At 65.3% G+C, this 15,757-nt stretch carries 17 protein-coding genes; 6 read left to right on the top strand and 11 right to left on the bottom strand.

Annotated features, from left to right (window positions below):
• Position 1: 1 nt before the first annotated feature.
• From RM96_RS06720 to RM96_RS06710, 3 genes are all read right to left on the bottom strand, one after another.
• Positions 2–676, bottom strand: a complete 675-nt coding sequence (locus tag RM96_RS06720; RefSeq protein WP_039009043.1) for an HAD family hydrolase — start codon at positions 674–676, stop codon at positions 2–4.
• Positions 677–756: 80 nt separating this feature from the next.
• Positions 757–1,464, bottom strand: a complete 708-nt coding sequence (hda, locus tag RM96_RS06715; RefSeq protein WP_039009041.1) for a DnaA regulatory inactivator Hda — start codon at positions 1,462–1,464, stop codon at positions 757–759.
• A 77-nt stretch (positions 1,465–1,541) separates the two neighbouring features.
• The gene (locus RM96_RS06710; protein WP_039009039.1) at positions 1,542–2,612 is read right to left on the bottom strand and encodes an AI-2E family transporter; all 1,071 of its coding nucleotides are present in this window, start codon (positions 2,610–2,612) and stop codon (positions 1,542–1,544) included.
• A 193-nt stretch (positions 2,613–2,805) separates the two neighbouring features.
• On the opposite strand from RM96_RS06710, the gene purM reads away from it, so the two are divergent.
• Positions 2,806–3,858, top strand: coding sequence for a phosphoribosylformylglycinamidine cyclo-ligase (gene purM, locus RM96_RS06705; RefSeq protein ID WP_039009037.1), 1,053 nt, complete (start codon positions 2,806–2,808; stop codon positions 3,856–3,858).
• Between the two features lie 88 nt (positions 3,859–3,946).
• Here the strand turns inward: purM and RM96_RS06700 are convergent, their stop codons facing one another.
• From RM96_RS06700 to mutL, 3 genes are all read right to left on the bottom strand, one after another.
• Positions 3,947–4,456, bottom strand: coding sequence for a GNAT family N-acetyltransferase (locus RM96_RS06700; protein ID WP_039009034.1), 510 nt, complete (start codon positions 4,454–4,456; stop codon positions 3,947–3,949).
• Positions 4,457–4,524: 68 nt separating this feature from the next.
• Positions 4,525–5,481, bottom strand: coding sequence for a tRNA (adenosine(37)-N6)-dimethylallyltransferase MiaA (gene miaA / locus RM96_RS06695; RefSeq protein ID WP_039009031.1), 957 nt, complete (start codon positions 5,479–5,481; stop codon positions 4,525–4,527).
• A 51-nt stretch (positions 5,482–5,532) separates the two neighbouring features.
• The gene (gene mutL / locus RM96_RS06690) at positions 5,533–7,497 is read right to left on the bottom strand and encodes a DNA mismatch repair endonuclease MutL (RefSeq protein ID WP_039009029.1); all 1,965 of its coding nucleotides are present in this window, start codon (positions 7,495–7,497) and stop codon (positions 5,533–5,535) included.
• A 135-nt stretch (positions 7,498–7,632) separates the two neighbouring features.
• On the opposite strand from mutL, the gene RM96_RS06685 reads away from it, so the two are divergent.
• Complete coding sequence (locus RM96_RS06685; RefSeq protein WP_039009026.1) at positions 7,633–8,283, top strand: VTT domain-containing protein; 651 nt, start codon at positions 7,633–7,635, stop codon at positions 8,281–8,283.
• A 21-nt stretch (positions 8,284–8,304) separates the two neighbouring features.
• Here the strand turns inward: RM96_RS06685 and RM96_RS06680 are convergent, their stop codons facing one another.
• Together RM96_RS06680 and murJ are read right to left on the bottom strand one after the other, a co-directional pair.
• Positions 8,305–9,153, bottom strand: a complete 849-nt coding sequence (locus tag RM96_RS06680; RefSeq protein ID WP_039009025.1) for a SirB1 family protein — start codon at positions 9,151–9,153, stop codon at positions 8,305–8,307.
• 38 nt (positions 9,154–9,191) lie between these two features.
• Positions 9,192–10,742 (bottom strand): murein biosynthesis integral membrane protein MurJ, encoded by a 1,551-nt coding sequence (murJ, locus tag RM96_RS06675; protein ID WP_039009023.1) that lies wholly within the window; start codon positions 10,740–10,742, stop codon positions 9,192–9,194.
• Between the two features lie 342 nt (positions 10,743–11,084).
• Here murJ and rpsT point away from each other — a divergent pair, with 342 nt between their 5' ends.
• Positions 11,085–11,351, top strand: a complete 267-nt coding sequence (rpsT, locus tag RM96_RS06670) for a 30S ribosomal protein S20 (RefSeq protein WP_010815010.1) — start codon at positions 11,085–11,087, stop codon at positions 11,349–11,351.
• Positions 11,352–11,466: 115 nt separating this feature from the next.
• Here rpsT and RM96_RS06665 read toward each other — a convergent pair whose 3' ends face one another.
• Positions 11,467–11,766: a DUF3579 domain-containing protein gene (locus tag RM96_RS06665; RefSeq protein WP_039009020.1), complete on the bottom strand. Its 300-nt coding sequence runs from the start codon at positions 11,764–11,766 to the stop codon at positions 11,467–11,469.
• Positions 11,767–12,192: 426 nt separating this feature from the next.
• Here RM96_RS06665 and argF point away from each other — a divergent pair, with 426 nt between their 5' ends.
• Positions 12,193–13,116 carry an ornithine carbamoyltransferase gene (gene argF / locus RM96_RS06660; protein WP_039009018.1) on the top strand — a complete coding sequence of 308 codons (924 nt, stop codon included), beginning with the start codon at positions 12,193–12,195 and terminating at the stop codon, positions 13,114–13,116.
• An 86-nt stretch (positions 13,117–13,202) separates the two neighbouring features.
• Positions 13,203–13,514 (top strand): pyrimidine/purine nucleoside phosphorylase, encoded by a 312-nt coding sequence (gene ppnP / locus RM96_RS06655; protein WP_039009016.1) that lies wholly within the window; start codon positions 13,203–13,205, stop codon positions 13,512–13,514.
• Positions 13,515–13,532: 18 nt separating this feature from the next.
• Here ppnP and murB read toward each other — a convergent pair whose 3' ends face one another.
• Entirely contained in the window at positions 13,533–14,543 is a 1,011-nt protein-coding gene (murB, locus tag RM96_RS06650; protein WP_039009013.1) for a UDP-N-acetylmuramate dehydrogenase, read from the bottom strand.
• 140 nt (positions 14,544–14,683) lie between these two features.
• Between murB and RM96_RS06645 the strand changes: the two genes are divergently transcribed.
• Positions 14,684–15,169, top strand: coding sequence for a YajQ family cyclic di-GMP-binding protein (locus tag RM96_RS06645; protein ID WP_039009011.1), 486 nt, complete (start codon positions 14,684–14,686; stop codon positions 15,167–15,169).
• 46 nt (positions 15,170–15,215) lie between these two features.
• Here RM96_RS06645 and RM96_RS06640 read toward each other — a convergent pair whose 3' ends face one another.
• Complete coding sequence (locus tag RM96_RS06640; RefSeq protein WP_039009010.1) at positions 15,216–15,665, bottom strand: DUF192 domain-containing protein; 450 nt, start codon at positions 15,663–15,665, stop codon at positions 15,216–15,218.
• Positions 15,666–15,757 lie beyond the last annotated feature (92 nt).

The raw sequence follows: 15,757 nt of genomic DNA, 5'->3' as shown, positions 1-15,757 counted from the left end.
GTCAGAACAGATCCATGATGCGCCAGCCGGCCGCGGCGGCGTGATGGCGCAGGCGATCGTCCGGGTTGGTGGCGATCGGCTCGCTGACTTTTTCCAGCAGGGGCAGGTCGTTGGCCGAATCGCTGTAGAAGGTGGTGGTCTCGAAGTTTTCCCACTGCGCGCCCTGGCTCTTGAGCCATGCGTCGACGCGGGTGATCTTGCCCTCGCGGAAGCTTGGCATGCCATCGACTTCGCCGGTGAACTGGCTTTCCGGCTTGCCGTCGACGGTGGCGGGCTCGGTGGCGATCAGGTGCTTGATGCCGAAGGCCGCCGCGATCGGCGCGGTGACGAAGCTGTTGGTGGCGGTGACCACGGCGCACAGGTCGCCGGCCTCCAGGTGCTTGCAGACCAGTGCGCGGGCCTGCGGGGTGATGACCGGGTCGATCACCTCATGCATGAAGCGGGCGCGCATCTCGTCCAGGCGGTCGCGCGGATTGGCGGCCAGCGGTGCCAGCGCGAAGCGCAGGAAGGCCTGGATATCCAAGGTGCCGGCCTTGTAGTGGCCGTAGAACTCGTCGTTCTTGCGGCGGTAGATTTCCTCGTCGACAACGCCCAGGCGGACCAGGAAGCGCCCCCATTCGTGGTCGCTGTCGGTCGGGATCAGGGTGTGGTCGAGATCAAAGAGTGCCAGATTCATGGGCGGCGATTTTACCTTAAGGGGAGTTGGCCGGTCGGTGACGTGGGCGCCATGTGCCCGGCCGTGGCGGTTTCACGGGATCAGTCCCGGAATTCCGCGAACATTTCGCGCAGCAGCGGCAGGGTCACCGGCCGTTTGCGTTCCAGCGAGTAGGTGTCGAGTGCGTCAAGCAGGGCCATCAGGCTCGGCATGTCGCGGTAGTGGCGGGTCACCAGCCAGTGCGCGATCTCGGGCGAAAGCTGCAGCCCGCGTTCGCGCGCCGCCTGCAGCACGGCCGCCATCTTGTCTTCGTCGGACAGCGGGGCGACCTGGTACACCAGGCCCCATCCTAGGCGGGTGCGCAGGTCCTCGCGCACGGGCATCGCGCGCGGCGCCATGCCGCCGGCCACGACCAACGCCGTGCGCACGTGGGCCCGGACCTCGTTATACAGCGAGAACACCGCGATCTGGCGGGCCTCGTCGAGCAATTCGACGTCGTCCACCGTGTAGAGCTGGCAGGACGGGTCGAACAGGAAATCGGACAGCGGGTGGTGCGGGCTCAGGTAGCGGCAGTTGATGCCGGTCTGCGGGGTCGCTTCGCATACTGCGTGCAGCAGGTGGGTACGGCCGCAGCCCACTTCGCCCCAGAGGTAGACCAGCCGGTCGGTGGCGCGCTCCTGCGCCACGGCGGCGGGTAGGTCGCGCAGGCGCTGCACCGGCTCGCGGTTCGACGCGACGACGAAGTTCTCGAAGGTCGAAGGCGGTGGGCTGCCAAGCTCGAGCGATAGTTGCTTGGGACGCGGGGACATGACGGTTGGCTAACTTGCGGGGTGGCTTTTCGGTCGCTTGCGCCTGGCTCGGGGCGCAGACAACCGGTTATTTTCGCTTATTTTCGGTAGAGGTCGCTGGCCAGGTAAACGCGACGCAACTGCCTGGCGCCGACCAGCAGCACCGCGCAGGTGGGTAGCGCCAGCAGCACGCCGAAGAACCCAAACAGCTGGCCAAAGGCAAGCAGGGCAAATATCACCACCAGCGGGTGCAGCCCGATCCGCTCGCCCACGAGCCGTGGGGTCAGGTAGAAGCTTTCGACGAACTGGCCGATGCCATACACCACCGCCACCGCCGCCAGTCCGTACCAGCTGCCGAACTGCAGCAGCGCCGCGACAATCGCCATGGCCAGGCCGACCCCGAAGCCAATATACGGGATAAATACCGCCAGGCCGGTAAAAACACCCACCGGCACCCCGATATCGAAGCCTGCGATGGTCAGGCCGATCGAATAGATCGCGGCCAGAATCACCATCACCAGGATCTGGCCGCGCAGGTATTGCGACAGCAGCGCATCGGTCTCGTTGCTCAGTTCCCGCACTTTTGGCACCCAGCGCCGCGGCACCACGCCCTCGATCCGGCGCATCACCATATGCCAGTCCATCATCAGGTAGAACATGACGATGGGGACGATGAACACGATGCCTGCCACCGTGATCAGCGCGGTGCCGGACACCTTGACGTAGTTCAGCAGCACCGCCAGCAGGTCTTCCGGGCTGGCGGAAAAGCGGTCCGACAGCATGTTGCGTAGGCCGGGGAAGTCAAAGCGCACGCGTACGCCGAACTCGGCCAGGCGCGGCGCCACCACCGAATTGAGCTTTTTCAGCAGGACCGGCAACTGTTCGCGGACCTGGGGAATCTCCCGTTGCAGCACGGCGATAAACAGCAGTACCAGCATGACGCAGATCACCGTCAGCAGCAGGATCATCAGCGTCACGCCGATGGCGCGCGGCACGCGGCGGCGCTCCATCCAGTCCACGCCCGGATTGAGGATGTAGGCGAAGATGAAGGCGAACAGGAAGGGGGTGAGTACCGGCGCCAGCGCGACGATGGCGGCGAAGAGTGCGATCGCTACGACGATCCAGAGCAGGACGCGTTTGGTCTCTTGGGTCAGCAGCGGGGCGTTCATCAATGGGCGGCTATGGCGGCGCTGGCGGGTTTCTGGCGCGGAACTGGCGCAAATCTGGCCGGAAACTGGAAGCCGGGTGCCTCTATCCGTTAAAATTGCGATTCTACTGGACTCGCGCCCGCCCTCCGCACCTGACAGGCTCGCCCGAGCGCCGGATTCCTCACTTTACTTCCTCAAAGACAAGCAGGTTCTCATGAGCGCATCCCCGACCGCCGGCCAGGCAGGCCTTTCCTACCGCGACGCCGGTGTTGACATCGATGCCGGCGACGCGCTGGTCGACCGCATCAAGCCGTTTGCCAAGCGCACCATGCGCGAAGGCGTGATGGCGGGCATCGGCGGGTTCGGTGCGCTGTTCGAACTGTCGAAGAAGTACCAGGAGCCCGTGCTGGTTTCGGGCACCGACGGCGTGGGCACCAAGCTCAAGCTGGCCTTCCAGCTCAACCGCCACGACACCGTCGGCCAGGACCTGGTCGCCATGAGCGTCAACGACATCCTGGTGCAGGGCGCCGAGCCGCTGTTCTTCCTCGACTACTTCGCCTGCGGCAAGCTCGATGTGGACACCGCCGCCACCGTGATCCAGGGCATCGCCCGCGGTTGCGAACTGGCCGGCTGCGCGCTGATCGGCGGCGAAACCGCTGAAATGCCGAGCATGTACCCGGACGGCGAATACGACCTGGCCGGCTTTGCGGTTGGCGCGGTCGAGAAGAAGAAGATCATCGACGGCAGCACCATCACCCCGGGCGACGTGGTGCTGGGCCTGGCCTCGTCGGGCGCGCATTCAAACGGCTACTCGCTGGTGCGCAAGATCATCGAGGTCGCCAGGCCGGACCTGAACGCCGACTTCCATGGCCAGCGCCTGCAGGACGCCATCATGGCGCCGACGCGCATCTACGTGAAGCCGCTGCTATCGCTGATCGAAACGCTGCCGGTCAAGGGCATGGCCCACATCACCGGCGGCGGCCTGACCGAGAACGTGCCGCGCGTGCTGGCGCAGAACGTGACCGCCGTGCTGCAGCGCGACGCCTGGACGCTGCCGCCGCTGTTCCAGTGGCTGCAGGCACAGGGCCGCGTGGCCGACGATGAAATGCACCGCGTGTTCAACTGCGGCATCGGCATGGTCGTCATCGTGGCTAAGGAAGACGCCGAACGTGCGGTTCGCCATCTGCAGGCTGCCGGCGAGGCGGTCTGGGAGATCGGCGAAATCCGCGAGCGCGCTGAAGGCCAGGCGCAGACCGTGGTGGTCTGAGCACGGCGAGCCGGCACCGGCCGGCTTCAAGCCAATAAGAAAGGCACATGCGATGGCATGTGCCTTTTTTGTTTGCCGTAAACCCCGCTTATTCCGGCGAGCCGAGCCGTGTCAACGCTTCGCCCGTGACCCGGCAGATGCGCCAGTCTGGCATGACATCGGCGCCCATCGCCTTGTAGAACTCGATCGAAGGCGTGTTCCAGTCAAGCACCGACCACTCGAAACGCCCGCAGCCGCGCTCGACCGCCAGCGCCGCAAGATGCCTGAGCAAGGCCTTGCCAAGGCCGTGACCGCGCCAGGCTGGATCGACGTACAGGTCTTCCAGGTACAGGCCGGGTTTGGCGAGGAAGGTCGAGAAGTTGTGGAAGAAGAGGGCAAAGCCGACGGGTTGCACGCCGGCATCGGTCGCGACTTCGACCAGCACGGCCTCGGCCAGCGGGCGCGGGCCGAACAGCGCCTGCTCGATCTTCTGCGGCGTGGCTTCGACCAGGTGGGTCAGTTTCTCGTACTCGGCCAGTGCAGAGATCAGGTTGAACAGCGCGGTGCTGTCGGCGGCCGTGGCGGCGCGCAGGGCGAAGGTGTGGGAAGACGAAGACATGGAACGTCGGCAGAGGAAAGGACGAACGCCGATTATCGTCTAATCGTCACAAACTGGCGATGGCCGAATCAGTGCGTCAAGTCAGCCAGTCTCGCGACCTGCGCGACGTAGTCCGGCGCCAGGCAATCCACCACGAGCCGCTCCGGCGTGCTGCGCAGCCAGGTCAGCTGGCGCTTGCAAAGCTGGCGCGTGGCGGCCAGCCCGCGTTCGCGCATGGTGTCGTAGCCGGTCTCGCCGTCCAGGTACTCCCACACCTGCCGGTATCCTACGCAGCGGATCGACGGCAGACCCGGATTCAGGTCGCCACGCGCGCGAAGCCGTTCGACCTCTTCGATGAAGCCGCCTTTGAGCATGGCGTCGTAGCGCGCTTCGATGCGTGCGTGCAGCACGGCGCGGTCCGACGGCTCCAGCGCGATCACGCGGTAACGCTGGTCGGCCGCGCCGGTGAAGGTGCGCTCGTCGGCCTGCCGCGCCAGCAGCGCGGACATGGGCTGCCCGGACAGGCGGTGGATCTCCAGCGCGCGCTGGATGCGCTGGGCATCGTTGGGCGCCAGCCGTGCGGCAGTGACCGGATCGACTTCCGCCAGCATCGCGTGCAGCGCCGGCCAGCCGCGCTCGGCCGCGAGCGCGTCGAGCTCCGCGCGCAGCGCCGGATCGGCCTGCGGCAGGTCGTTCAGGCCCTGCGTCAGCGCCTTGTAGTACAGCATGGTGCCGCCGACGATCAGAGGCACGTGGCCCCGTTGGCGAATCTCACCGATCAGCCGCTCGGCATCGGTGACGAATTGCGCGGCCGAGTAGCTGTCGGCGGGATCGATGATGTCGATCAGGTGGTGCGGCGCGGCGGCCAGCTCATCGGGCGTCGGCTTGGCGGTGCCGATATCCATCTCGCGATAGACCAGCGCGGAATCCAGGCTGATGATCTCGACAGGTGCCTGCTGCGCGAGCGCCAGCGCGGCCGCGGTCTTGCCGGAGGCGGTGGGGCCGAGCAGGCAGACGACGGGAGCGGGCTGGGTTGTGGCGGACATCGGCAATGCGGGGACGCAGGTACTGGAGAATCGTGAGGCGGGGGCGGAAGCTTACTGCCCGCGCAGGAACAACCGGTCAAGCTCCGCCACCGACAGTTGCACCCAGGTCGGCCGGCCGTGGTTGCACTGGTCGGCACGCTCGGTCTGTTCCATCTGGCGCAGCAGCGCGTTCATCTCTTCCAGCGTGAGCTTGCGGTTGGCGCGCACCGCGCTATGGCAGGCGAGCGTGGCCAGCAGTTCGTTGCGGCGCTCGGCCAGCACGCGCGAGCCTCCGTAGGCGTGCAGGTCGCGCAGCACGTCGCGGGCCAGCGCCTCGGCATCGGCCTGCTGCAGCAGTGCCGGCACGGCGCGCACCGCCAGCGTGGTGGGCGACACCGGGGCGATGTCGAAGCCCAGCAGCGTCAGCGTTTCCTGGTGTTCTTCGGTGGCGCCGACCTCGACCGGGCTGGCGGGCAGCGTGACAGGAATCAGCAGCGGCTGCACGGCGAGGTCGCGGGCATCGAGTCCGGCCTTGATCTGTTCGTACAGGATGCGTTCGTGCGCGGCATGCATGTCCACCAGCACCAGTCCGCGGGCGTTCTGCGCGAGCACGTAGATGCCGTGCAACTGGGCGATGGCATAGCCAAGCGGATGTTCGTCGGTCTGGTGGTCCTGCCCGGCATTGCCATTCGCTATTGCGGCGCCGGCCGGCAGGCGGTCGAGCAGCCCGGGGGGATCCTCGGCGCGGGCGGCCTGGGCATCGGCGAGCCATGCGGGCGGCTGGGACGACGGCATGTAGGGCCGCGACATCGCCGGGCTGGTGGCTTCGCGCACCATGCCCAGGTACGCCTGGCGGGGCTGGGCGATGCCAAGCTCGGTCTGCCGCGCGGCCGAATAGTTGATCCACTGGCCGCCGGCGCCCTGGCCGGGGCGCGGGGACGGCGCGTAGCCGCCATTTCCCATCACCGGCATGGCCGCTGCGGCGCGCGCCTCCGCGTCGGTATGCAGGCTATCGCCGTTCTCGCCCGCCTGGCGGGCCAGGCAGCGCTGGACCGCGTGATAGACGAACTGGTGCACCGCGCGCGATTCGCGGAAGCGCACTTCGATCTTGGACGGGTGGACGTTCACGTCGACCATCTCGGGCGGCAAGTCCAGGCACAGCACGTATGACGGGAAGCGGTCGCCGTGCAGCACGTCCTGGTAGGCGCTGCGGACGGCGTGCGTGAGCAGCTTGTCGCGCACGAAGCGGCCGTTGACGAAGAAATACTGCTGGTCGGGCCGCCCGCGCGAGGCCGTCGGCAGGCCGGCAAAGCCATAGAGGTGGAGCGTGTCGGCCGCTTCGTCCAGCGGCAGGCGCGCGCGCGCGAAATCGCTGCCTAGCACCTGCGCGGTACGGGTGGCGACGTCGCCGGCGTTCCAGTGCTCCAGCGGCTTGCCGTTGTGATGGACCGAAATGGCCACGTCCGGCCGCGCCAGTGCGGCCCGCCGCACCATCTCCAGGCAATGTCCCAGTTCGGTCTGTTCCGATTTGAGGAACTTTCTGCGCGCTGGCGTGTTGAAGTAGAGATGCTGTACGTCGACGGTTGTGCCGACGCCGCCCGAGGCGGGCTGCAAGGTGCCGGTATCGGCGCTGACCTGGGTGGCATGCGGGTCGGCTGCGGTCCGGCTGGTCAGGCTCAGTTGCGAGACCGAGGCAATCGAGGCCAGCGCCTCGCCGCGAAAGCCGAGCGTCAGGACCGCTTCCAGTTCATCGAGCGATGCAATCTTGCTGGTGGCATGCCGCATCAGGGCAACCGGCAGTTCGCCGGCAGGAATGCCGCAGCCGTTGTCGGTGATGACGATGCGGCGCACGCCGCCTTCTTCCAGCCGGACGCCGAGCTGGCTGGCGCCGGCGTCAAGTGCGTTCTCGAGCAGTTCCTTGACCACTGACGCCGGGCGCTCCACCACTTCGCCGGCGGCGATCTGGCTGATGAGCTGGTCGGGCAGCGGCCGGATCGGGCGAGGCGGCTGGGCGGTGCGGGAGGCGGAAACTGGCATGCGGCGATTATACGTGCGCGGGCCGGTTTCTCAGGGGACACCCCGTCGGGTGACCAATGCGTCGGGCGGCTCTTGTATGATGCTGCGTTAGGCTTATTACCAATACCTGAAACGGGGAACGACTTGGATCTCGCTTTGCAGTTCATCGACATGCTGCTGCACGTCGACAAATACCTGGGTACCGTCATTCAGCAGTATGGCGCCTGGGTCTACGCCCTCCTGTCTGCGATCGTGTTTGCCGAGACCGGGCTGGTCGTGGTGCCGTTCCTGCCGGGCGATTCCCTGCTGTTTATCGCCGGGGCGTTCTGCGCCACTGGCGCCATGAACGAATGGGTGCTGATCGGGTTGCTGCTGGTGGCGGCGATCGGTGGCAACACCGTGAACTACATGATCGGCAGCTGGATCGGGCCAAAGGTGTTCGATCACCAGTGGCGCTTCCTCGACCAGAATGCGCTGCGTCGCACGCACGATTTCTACGAGCGGCATGGCGGCAAGACGCTGATCATGGCGCGCTTCGTCCCCATCGTGCGTACCTTTGCGCCGTTCGTGGCCGGCGTATCGCAGATGACGTTCGCGCGCTTCCAGTTCTTCAACGTGATCGGGGCCGTGGGCTGGGTTGCCGGCCTGGTGTTCGCCGGCTATTTCTTCGGCAACCTGCCTTTCATCAAGCAGTACCTGAACCTGATCGTGCTGGCCGGCATCGGCGCGGCCGTGGTGCCGCTGGTGCTGGGCGGCCTGTGGAAGCTGGTGCGGGGCAACAAGCGCCCCTCGCAAGCAGAGCGATAGGACTCAGACATTGCCGCGGCCTTAGTTAAGGCTGCGGCTCATCATCCGCAGCGCCGGCATGCGGTCGCGAATCTGGGTGATGTCGGCCGCATCGGGCCGCGCCTGGACATAAGCTTCCAGATCGGCCAGCGCCGGGCGGAAACACTCCAGGTTGGCATACGCCAGTCCGCGGTCGCGGACTTCCTCGATCGATCCCGGCAGCAGGATGACCAGCCGGTTCTGCACCGCCAGCAACCGCTGCCAGCGCGATTCCTGCAGATAGATCGCCTTCAGGTTGCGCAGCATGCGCGCAACGATCTCCCGATGGCTCGCCGCCTGCAGGAACAGCCCCAGCGGCACCTGGTTGGGGTCGGCAATGCCTTCGCGCTCCAGGTGCGGATCGAGCATCTCCTGCAACTGCTCCTTCGAAAGCGTTTCGCCGGTGAGCGGGTCCAGCACCACTTCGCCGGCCGGAATCGACATGCGCACCAGGAAATGGTTGGGGAAGGACACGCCCTTGAGCGGCAGTCCGATCTGCTGGCCCAGTTCCATGTACAGGACCGCCAGTGAAATCGGGATGCCGCGCCGCTGCTTCAGCACGACGTTGAGGTAGGAGTTGTCAGGATCGTAGTAGTCGTTCGCGTTCGGGCCGAAGCCCAGGTCGCGGTAGAAGAAATGATTCAGCAGACGCAGCCGCTGGATGGCGGGGGTGCCTTCGGCAATCCTGCGCTTCAGGCGAAGTGCCAGCACGTCCAGCGCCGCCAACTCCCCTTGTATGTCCAGATCCGGGTAGGCGTCCTGCGCGACCGACAGCGCGGTTTCGGTCAGCGGGATGCCGTTTTCGTCTGCCACGAGGCTGGCGAAGTAATCCAGGACTTTCGTGGTTGTCATCGCGGGTTCCTGATGCGGCCGGCTGATTTCACTGCACCTTAGCCGGCCCGGCGCTTGAAGGCTGAAAATCTCAGGCCCATGAGCCACAGTGTACCGAAGTAGACAACCGCCGCAAGTACCAGGCAGGAAGCCAGCAGCGCGATGCGCAGCAGCGGTGTGGCGCCCAGGCCGATCCAGTCATAGTTGCGCGCAAACCAGAGCAGCATGCCGGCGAGCAGCAGTACAGAGGTGGTCAGTTGCGCCAGGAACAGCCACCAGCCAGGCCCCGGCTTGTACAAGCCGCGCCGGCGCAGGCCGAAGAACAGGAGCAGGGCGTTGATCGAGGCGCCGACGCTGATCGACAGCGCCAGCCCCGCGTGGCCGAGGTAGGGCACGAACAGGTAGTTGCACAGCTGCGTGATGACCAGCACCAGCAGCGCGATCTTGACCGGCGTGCGGATGTCCTGCCGCGCATAAAACCCGGGCGCGAGGATCTTGATGACGATCAGGCCGAGCAGGCCGGTGCCGTACGACACCAGCGCCTGGCGCGTCATCTCCACCGCGTGGGCATTGAACTTCCCGTAGTTGAACAGCACGGCGGTCAGCGGTGCGCCGAACACGAACAGGCCGACCGCGCACGGCACGGCCAGCAGGAAGGTCAGGCGCAGGCCCCAGTCGAGCAGTCCGGAGTACTCCCCGCGGTCACCTTGCGCGCTGGCCTTCGACAGGCTTGGCAGCAGGATCGTGCCCAGTGCAACGCCGAGCAGGGCGGTTGGGAACTCCATCAACCGGTCGGCATAGGTCAGGTACGACACGCTGCCGGCAGCCAGGTGCGAGGCGATATTGGTGTTGATGATCAGGCTGATCTGTGCCACCGAGACCGCGAGCAGTGCCGGGCCCATCTGGCGCAGCACGCGCCGCACGCCCTGATCCGCCCACGCTGCGCGCATATTGAAGCGTATGCGCGGCATTACGCCCAGGCGCTTCAGCGCCGGGACCTGGATCACCAGCTGCAGGATGCCGCCGACCAGCACGCCCCACGCCTGCGCATAGATGGGCTGCTGCATGTGCGGGCCGACGAACAGGGCGGCGAAGATCAGGCACAGATTGAGCAGCACCGGCGTGAAGGCGGGCACCGCAAATTTGCGCCAGGTGTTCAGGATGCCCGAGGCCAGCGCCACCAGCGAGATCAGCCCGATGTACGGGAACATCACCCGGGTCATGAACACGGCGGCGATGTAGGTCTCGCTCTGCCCGCGAAAGCCCGTTGCCACGGCGGTCATCACGAGCGGCGCGCCGATCACGCCCAGCAGGGAGACCGCCATCAGCGCCCACGTCATGACGGTGGCGACGGAATCGATCAGTTGCCGGGTCTCGGCTTCGCCGCGCTTGCCGTGGTATTCACCCAGGATCGGGACGAACGCCTGGGAGAACGCGCCTTCGCCAAAGATCCTTCGCAGCAGGTTGGGGATGCGGAAGGCCACGTTGAAGGCGTCGGTCATGTCCGAGGCGCCGAACGCGCGAGCGATCAGGATCTCGCGCACAAGCCCGGTGATGCGCGAGAGCATCGTCAGGCTGCTTATGGTGGCAAGCGCTTTGAGCAGGTTCAAGATGGGTCGGGAATCGGGTGAATCGGGCGGGGAAGTGACGCAGGCACCCCTGGGTGCGGCGCCGGGACGCTGTTCAGACGCCATCCGGGCGGCAAAGTTGCCGGGGCGCCACGCCGTCCCGGCCGATGTGGCGCATATTATACGGACCGGCCGGCGCGGAAGCCCTCGCCAGAATCTGGGCTGCCGGCAGCCTTGCGCCGCGTGCGTTGCTGTGTGTATAATTGCCGATTCACAAGGACAGTTGCGTTCCGGATTCGTGTGTCAGTGCATCCCGGGTCGCTTGATATGACTTAATTGTTGTGTCCCCCGCGGCACGCATCTGAATTCAAGGTACTTATTTAAATGGCAAATTCCGCACAAGCCCGCAAGCGCGCTCGCCAAGCCGTTGCCCAGAACGCTCACAACTCCAGCCTGCGCTCGCGTCTGCGTACCGCCGTCAAGGCTGTCCGCAAGGCGATCGACGCCGGCGACAAGGCCGCTGCTGCCGAGATCTTCAAGAACTCGCAAGCCGTGATCGACAGCATCGCTGACAAGAAGATCGTGCACAAGAACAAGGCTGCACGTCACAAGTCGCGCCTGTCGGCCGCTATCAAGTCGATGGCTGCCTGATAGTTGCCTGGGCCGCTTCGGCGGCCCTCCGGTGGATGCCTCAGGTATCCGCCCACAAAAAAAGCTCGTCGTCAGACGAGCTTTTTTGTTTTCCGGCTCCGGTCGCCAGTGCCGCTTATTCCAGCGAACAGGCCTCGACCAGCTGCAGGTTGTTGTCGCGCGCGAAGTTCAGCACGAAATCCAGCGCCTTTGGTTCGATCTCGCGCAGGCGCACATCCACCACCACGCATTTCACGTTGCCGGCGAAGATCGGGCGGACGTAGGGAGAGTAGGTCAGGCGGGGGTCGCCGCTATCGCCCTCGGGGCGGAATTGCGCCATCACGCCGCACAGTCGTTCAGCCCAGTCGCTCGGGCGGAAGGTCTTGCCTTCCTTGGTAATGCCTTGAATGAAATATTCGCGAACGTTGGGGGTCATGAGACTGGACACTGCGGGTGAGGCTGGAGACTCGACGGTAAACCCGCGAAACGCGCGCCCGTTTGACGCGGCCGGAGAGCGTTTGGTTCGCTCCTTTTTCCAGCCGGGATGGCGGGGCGTCGGTGTCTGCGGGGGCACTTTTGATGCCGGCGGCGGGCGGCGGCAAGGGTATGCCGGGCCCCGCGTGAATCAGCGAGTATTATATCTTATATAAGAGTTGCGCATAGGGCCGGGGGGCGGCGAATTCCTGTCAGAAACCTGTCAATGCGCGCCGGGGCGGGTTGGCCCGGGCTCGCCAAAGCAGGAATAATCCCTTATGATTCTTGCAGTTAAATGGCGCAAGCGACGCGAAAGGCGGCTCCGCGACACGCTCCGGCATGAATTCCTCGTGACGGCGTGTCCCCACCGAGCCGCCTTCTTTGTTTTATGAGCTCAACCCCGATCAAGCATTACCTCCAGTTCAGCGATCTCACTCCCGACGAGTACGAGTACCTGCTGGATCGCGCACGGATCCTGAAGGCCAAGTTCAAGAACTACGAGACATGGCATCCGCTGCACGACCGCACGCTGGCCATGATCTTCGAGAAGAATTCAACGCGCACGCGCCTGTCGTTCGAGGCCGGCATCCACCAGCTGGGCGGCCACGCGGTGTTCCTGAACACCCGTGACTCGCAGCTGGGCCGCGGCGAGCCGATCGAAGATGCCGCACAGGTCATTTCGCGGATGGTGGACATCATCATGATCCGCACCTTTGGCCAGGACATCATCGAGCGTTTTGCCGCCCACTCGCGCGTGCCGGTCATCAACGGCCTGACCAACGAATACCATCCGTGCCAGGTGCTGGCCGACATCTTCACCTACATCGAGCAGCGCGGCAGCATCCGCGGCAAGACGGTGGCGTGGATCGGCGACGCCAACAACATGGCGTACACCTGGATCCAGGCCGCCGAGCGTCTCGGCTTCACCTTCCATTTTTCGGCGCCACCGGGGTACCAGCTTGATTCGGCCATGGTGCCGGCGTCGGCGGCGGGCCTCGTCAAGGTCTTCGACGATCCGCTGGCGGCCTGCCAGGGCGCGAGCCTGGTCACCACCGATGTCTGGACCAGCATGGGCTTCGAGGCCGAGAATGATGCCCGCAAGCGCGCCTTCCAGAACTGGATGGTGACGACGGCGATGATGGACCGTGCCGAACCCGACGCCCTGTTCATGCATTGCCTGCCGGCGCACCGCGGCGAGGAAGTCGAGGCCGCGGTCATCGACGGCCCGAAGAGCGTGGTGTGGGAAGAAGCGGAAAACCGCCTACACGTGCAGAAGGCGCTGATGGAATACCTGCTCTGCGGCCGCTACTGAGCGTCGCGGGCCAGCAAGAGAACACCTGAGGGGCCGGCATGGCCCCTCTTTTTACGTCTTTCGTACAGACACCCAAGGAGATGGAAGTGAGCCAATTCGACAACGTATCAGTCGTCAAGAAAGCCAATCTGTATTTCGATGGCAAGTGCGTGAGCCACACCGTGCTGTTTGCCGACGGCACCCGCAAGACGCTGGGCGTGATTTTCCCGGCCAGCCTGACCTTCAATACCGGCGCGCCCGAGATCATGGAAATCAACGCCGGCGTCTGCCGCGTCAAGCTCGCGGGTTCGGATACGTGGGAAACCTATGGCGCTGGCCAGCAGTTCAGCGTGCCGGGCAACAGCAGCTTCGATATCGAAGTGCAGGAAACCCTCGACTACGTCTGCCATTTCGGCTGATCGGCGAGGGCCGGGGCGTTAGAGCACGACTGGTTCGGGCTCGATCCGCACGCCAAAGCGCGCTTCCACCGTATCCGCGATGCGGTGGGCCAGCGCCAGCAGCGCGGCTCCCGTGCCGCCGCCATGGTGGACCAGTACCAGTGCCTGCTTGCCGTAGACACCCACCGGGCCGTCGCTGACGCCCTTGAATCCGCACCGGTCGATCAGCCATCCGGCGGCCAGCTTGAAGCTGCCGTCGGGTTGCGGGTAGCTGACGAGGTCGGGATTCGACTGCAGCAGTGCCGCGCGTTGCCCGGCGCTGACCAGCGGATTCTTGAAGAAGCTCCCGGCGTTGCCGACCTGCGCCGGATCGGGCAGCTTGCGAGAGCGGATCGCGATGACCGCTTCCCGGATCGCCGCGGCGTCGGGCGCGGGATTGGCTTCCAACTCGCGCGCGAGTTCGCCGTAGGCCAGCACAGGTTGCCACTGGCGCGGCAGGCGCAGCGTCACCGCCGTGATGATGTAGCGGCCATACCCGGCCTGCTTGAACAGGCTGTCGCGATAGCCGAACTCGCACTGCTGCAAGTCCAGGGAGACGAACGTCCCGGTCTGGCGGTCATAGGCGCGCAGCCCGGCGAAGCGCTCGCGCAGTTCCACGCCATAGGCGCCGATGTTCTGGATCGGCGCCGCGCCGGCCGTGCCGGGAATCAGCGCAAGGTTCTCCAGGCCTGGCAGGCCATCGGCGATGGTGCGCCCGACCAGGTCGTTCCAGTTCTCGCCGGCGCCGGCCGTCACCCGCCACGCTTGGTCATCGCTTTCGATCTGGTAGCCGGGAATCTCCATCAGCAGCACCAGCGCCTCGAGATCGCCAGTCAGGACCACGTTGCTGCCGCCGCCAAGCACCACCAGCGGCAGGCCGTGGCCACGCGGGTCTGCAAGGGCTGCCAGCAGGTCAGCTTCGCTGCGCACATGCACGGCAAAGCGCGCGCGGACGTCGAATCCGAATGTATTGTGGCGACGCAGGGGATAGAATTCGTGGAAATCTGCCATGCAAGAGAAAGGTGACGCGGCCGCCGCTGCTGGTGAGCCAGCGACCCGGAACTGCGAAGTAGGCTGGATTATACGGAAGTGCCGGCGCGGCCCGCGAAGGGCGCCCGGGCTCCGGGCATATGGATCAAAAGGAGAATGCAATGCCGTCGTTTGACGTGGTGTGCGAAGCGAACATGGTCGAGGTGAAGAATGCGGTCGAACAGGCCAACAAGGAAATCTCGACGCGCTTCGATTTCAAGGGCTCCGACGCCCGGGTCGAGCATAAGGAAAATGAGCTGACCGCCTTTGCCGACGACGATTTCAAGCTGGGCCAGGTCAAGGACGTCCTGATCAGCAAGATGGCCAAGCGCAACGTTGACGTGCGCTTCCTGGACTACGGCAAGACCGACAAGATCAGCGGCGACAAGGTCAAGCAGGTCATCACCATCAAGAAGGGCGTGACCGGCGACCTGGCCAAGAAGATCGTGCGCATGATCAAGGACAGCAAGATCAAGGTGCAGGCCAGCATCCAGGGCGACGCCGTGCGTGTCTCCGGCACCAAGCGCGACGACCTGCAGAGCGTGATCGCACTGTTGCGCAAGGACGTTTCCGAAGCGCCGCTGGACTTCAACAACTTCCGCGACTGAGTCGCGCGCGCCGGTATCCCGCCGGCGCCACAGTTGGCCGCGGCGCTCAGCGCGCCTGCGGCAACCCGCCGATCTTCGCGCCGGACTTGATGCCCTTCTGCGCGAACCATCCCTTGTTCATTTCCAGCGCGTAGCGGATTGCCGCCTTCGGGCAATGGTTGTCTTCGGTCTGGGGCGCCATGTCTTCGATATTGACGATGGTGCCATCGTCGGCCAGGAAGGCAATCGACAGCGGCAGGTCGGTGTTCTTCATCCAGAAGCAGTGCCCGGCCTTCTGCTCGAAGACGAACAGCATCCCGGCGTTGGCAGGCATTGCCTTGCGGTACATCAGCCCTTGCTCGCGTGCCGCGGGCGTGGCGGCGACTTCCGCATTGATCGCAAACATCCCCGCGGTCAGCGGGACCACGGGCAGGGCTGCCTGCGCATTGGCCACGCCAGCGGTCATGGCGGCCAGGAGGGTGCAGTGTGACAGCAGGGTCTTGAACACGGATGGCATGGCGAACGAAGGTTGGATTCGGCGGCAGGCGCAAGCATAGCGCACGATCCCGTCGCATTGGCGACTCGGACCAATGGTTCTCAGCCCGGGCC

The sequence above is a fragment of the Cupriavidus sp. IDO genome (assembly GCF_000812465.1).
Taxonomy (GTDB): domain Bacteria; phylum Pseudomonadota; class Gammaproteobacteria; order Burkholderiales; family Burkholderiaceae; genus Cupriavidus.
The sequence above is the reverse complement of the archived record's forward strand: the minus strand, read 5'-3'. Positions and strand labels throughout refer to the sequence as shown.

Bases quoted from the DNA above. Each gene is read 5' to 3' on its own strand.
- RM96_RS06665 (WP_039009020.1), bottom strand. From the start codon at position 11,766: ATGACCCCCAACGTTCGCGAATATTTCATTCAAGGCATTACCAAGGAA.
- mutL (WP_039009029.1), bottom strand. From the start codon at position 7,497: ATGCCAGTTTCCGCCTCCCGCACCGCCCAGCCGCCTCGCCCGATCCGG.
- RM96_RS06700 (WP_039009034.1), bottom strand. From the start codon at position 4,456: ATGTCTTCGTCTTCCCACACCTTCGCCCTGCGCGCCGCCACGGCCGCC.
- RM96_RS06680 (WP_039009025.1), bottom strand. From the start codon at position 9,153: ATGACAACCACGAAAGTCCTGGATTACTTCGCCAGCCTCGTGGCAGAC.
- RM96_RS06640 (WP_039009010.1), bottom strand. From the start codon at position 15,665: ATGCCATCCGTGTTCAAGACCCTGCTGTCACACTGCACCCTCCTGGCC.
- RM96_RS06645 (WP_039009011.1), top strand. From the start codon at position 14,684: ATGCCGTCGTTTGACGTGGTGTGCGAAGCGAACATGGTCGAGGTGAAG.
- rpsT (WP_010815010.1), top strand. From the start codon at position 11,085: ATGGCAAATTCCGCACAAGCCCGCAAGCGCGCTCGCCAAGCCGTTGCC.
- purM (WP_039009037.1), top strand. From the start codon at position 2,806: ATGAGCGCATCCCCGACCGCCGGCCAGGCAGGCCTTTCCTACCGCGAC.
- RM96_RS06720 (WP_039009043.1), bottom strand. From the start codon at position 676: ATGAATCTGGCACTCTTTGATCTCGACCACACCCTGATCCCGACCGAC.
- argF (WP_039009018.1), top strand. From the start codon at position 12,193: ATGAGCTCAACCCCGATCAAGCATTACCTCCAGTTCAGCGATCTCACT.
- hda (WP_039009041.1), bottom strand. From the start codon at position 1,464: ATGTCCCCGCGTCCCAAGCAACTATCGCTCGAGCTTGGCAGCCCACCG.
- RM96_RS06710 (WP_039009039.1), bottom strand. From the start codon at position 2,612: ATGAACGCCCCGCTGCTGACCCAAGAGACCAAACGCGTCCTGCTCTGG.
- murB (WP_039009013.1), bottom strand. From the start codon at position 14,543: ATGGCAGATTTCCACGAATTCTATCCCCTGCGTCGCCACAATACATTC.
- miaA (WP_039009031.1), bottom strand. From the start codon at position 5,481: ATGTCCGCCACAACCCAGCCCGCTCCCGTCGTCTGCCTGCTCGGCCCC.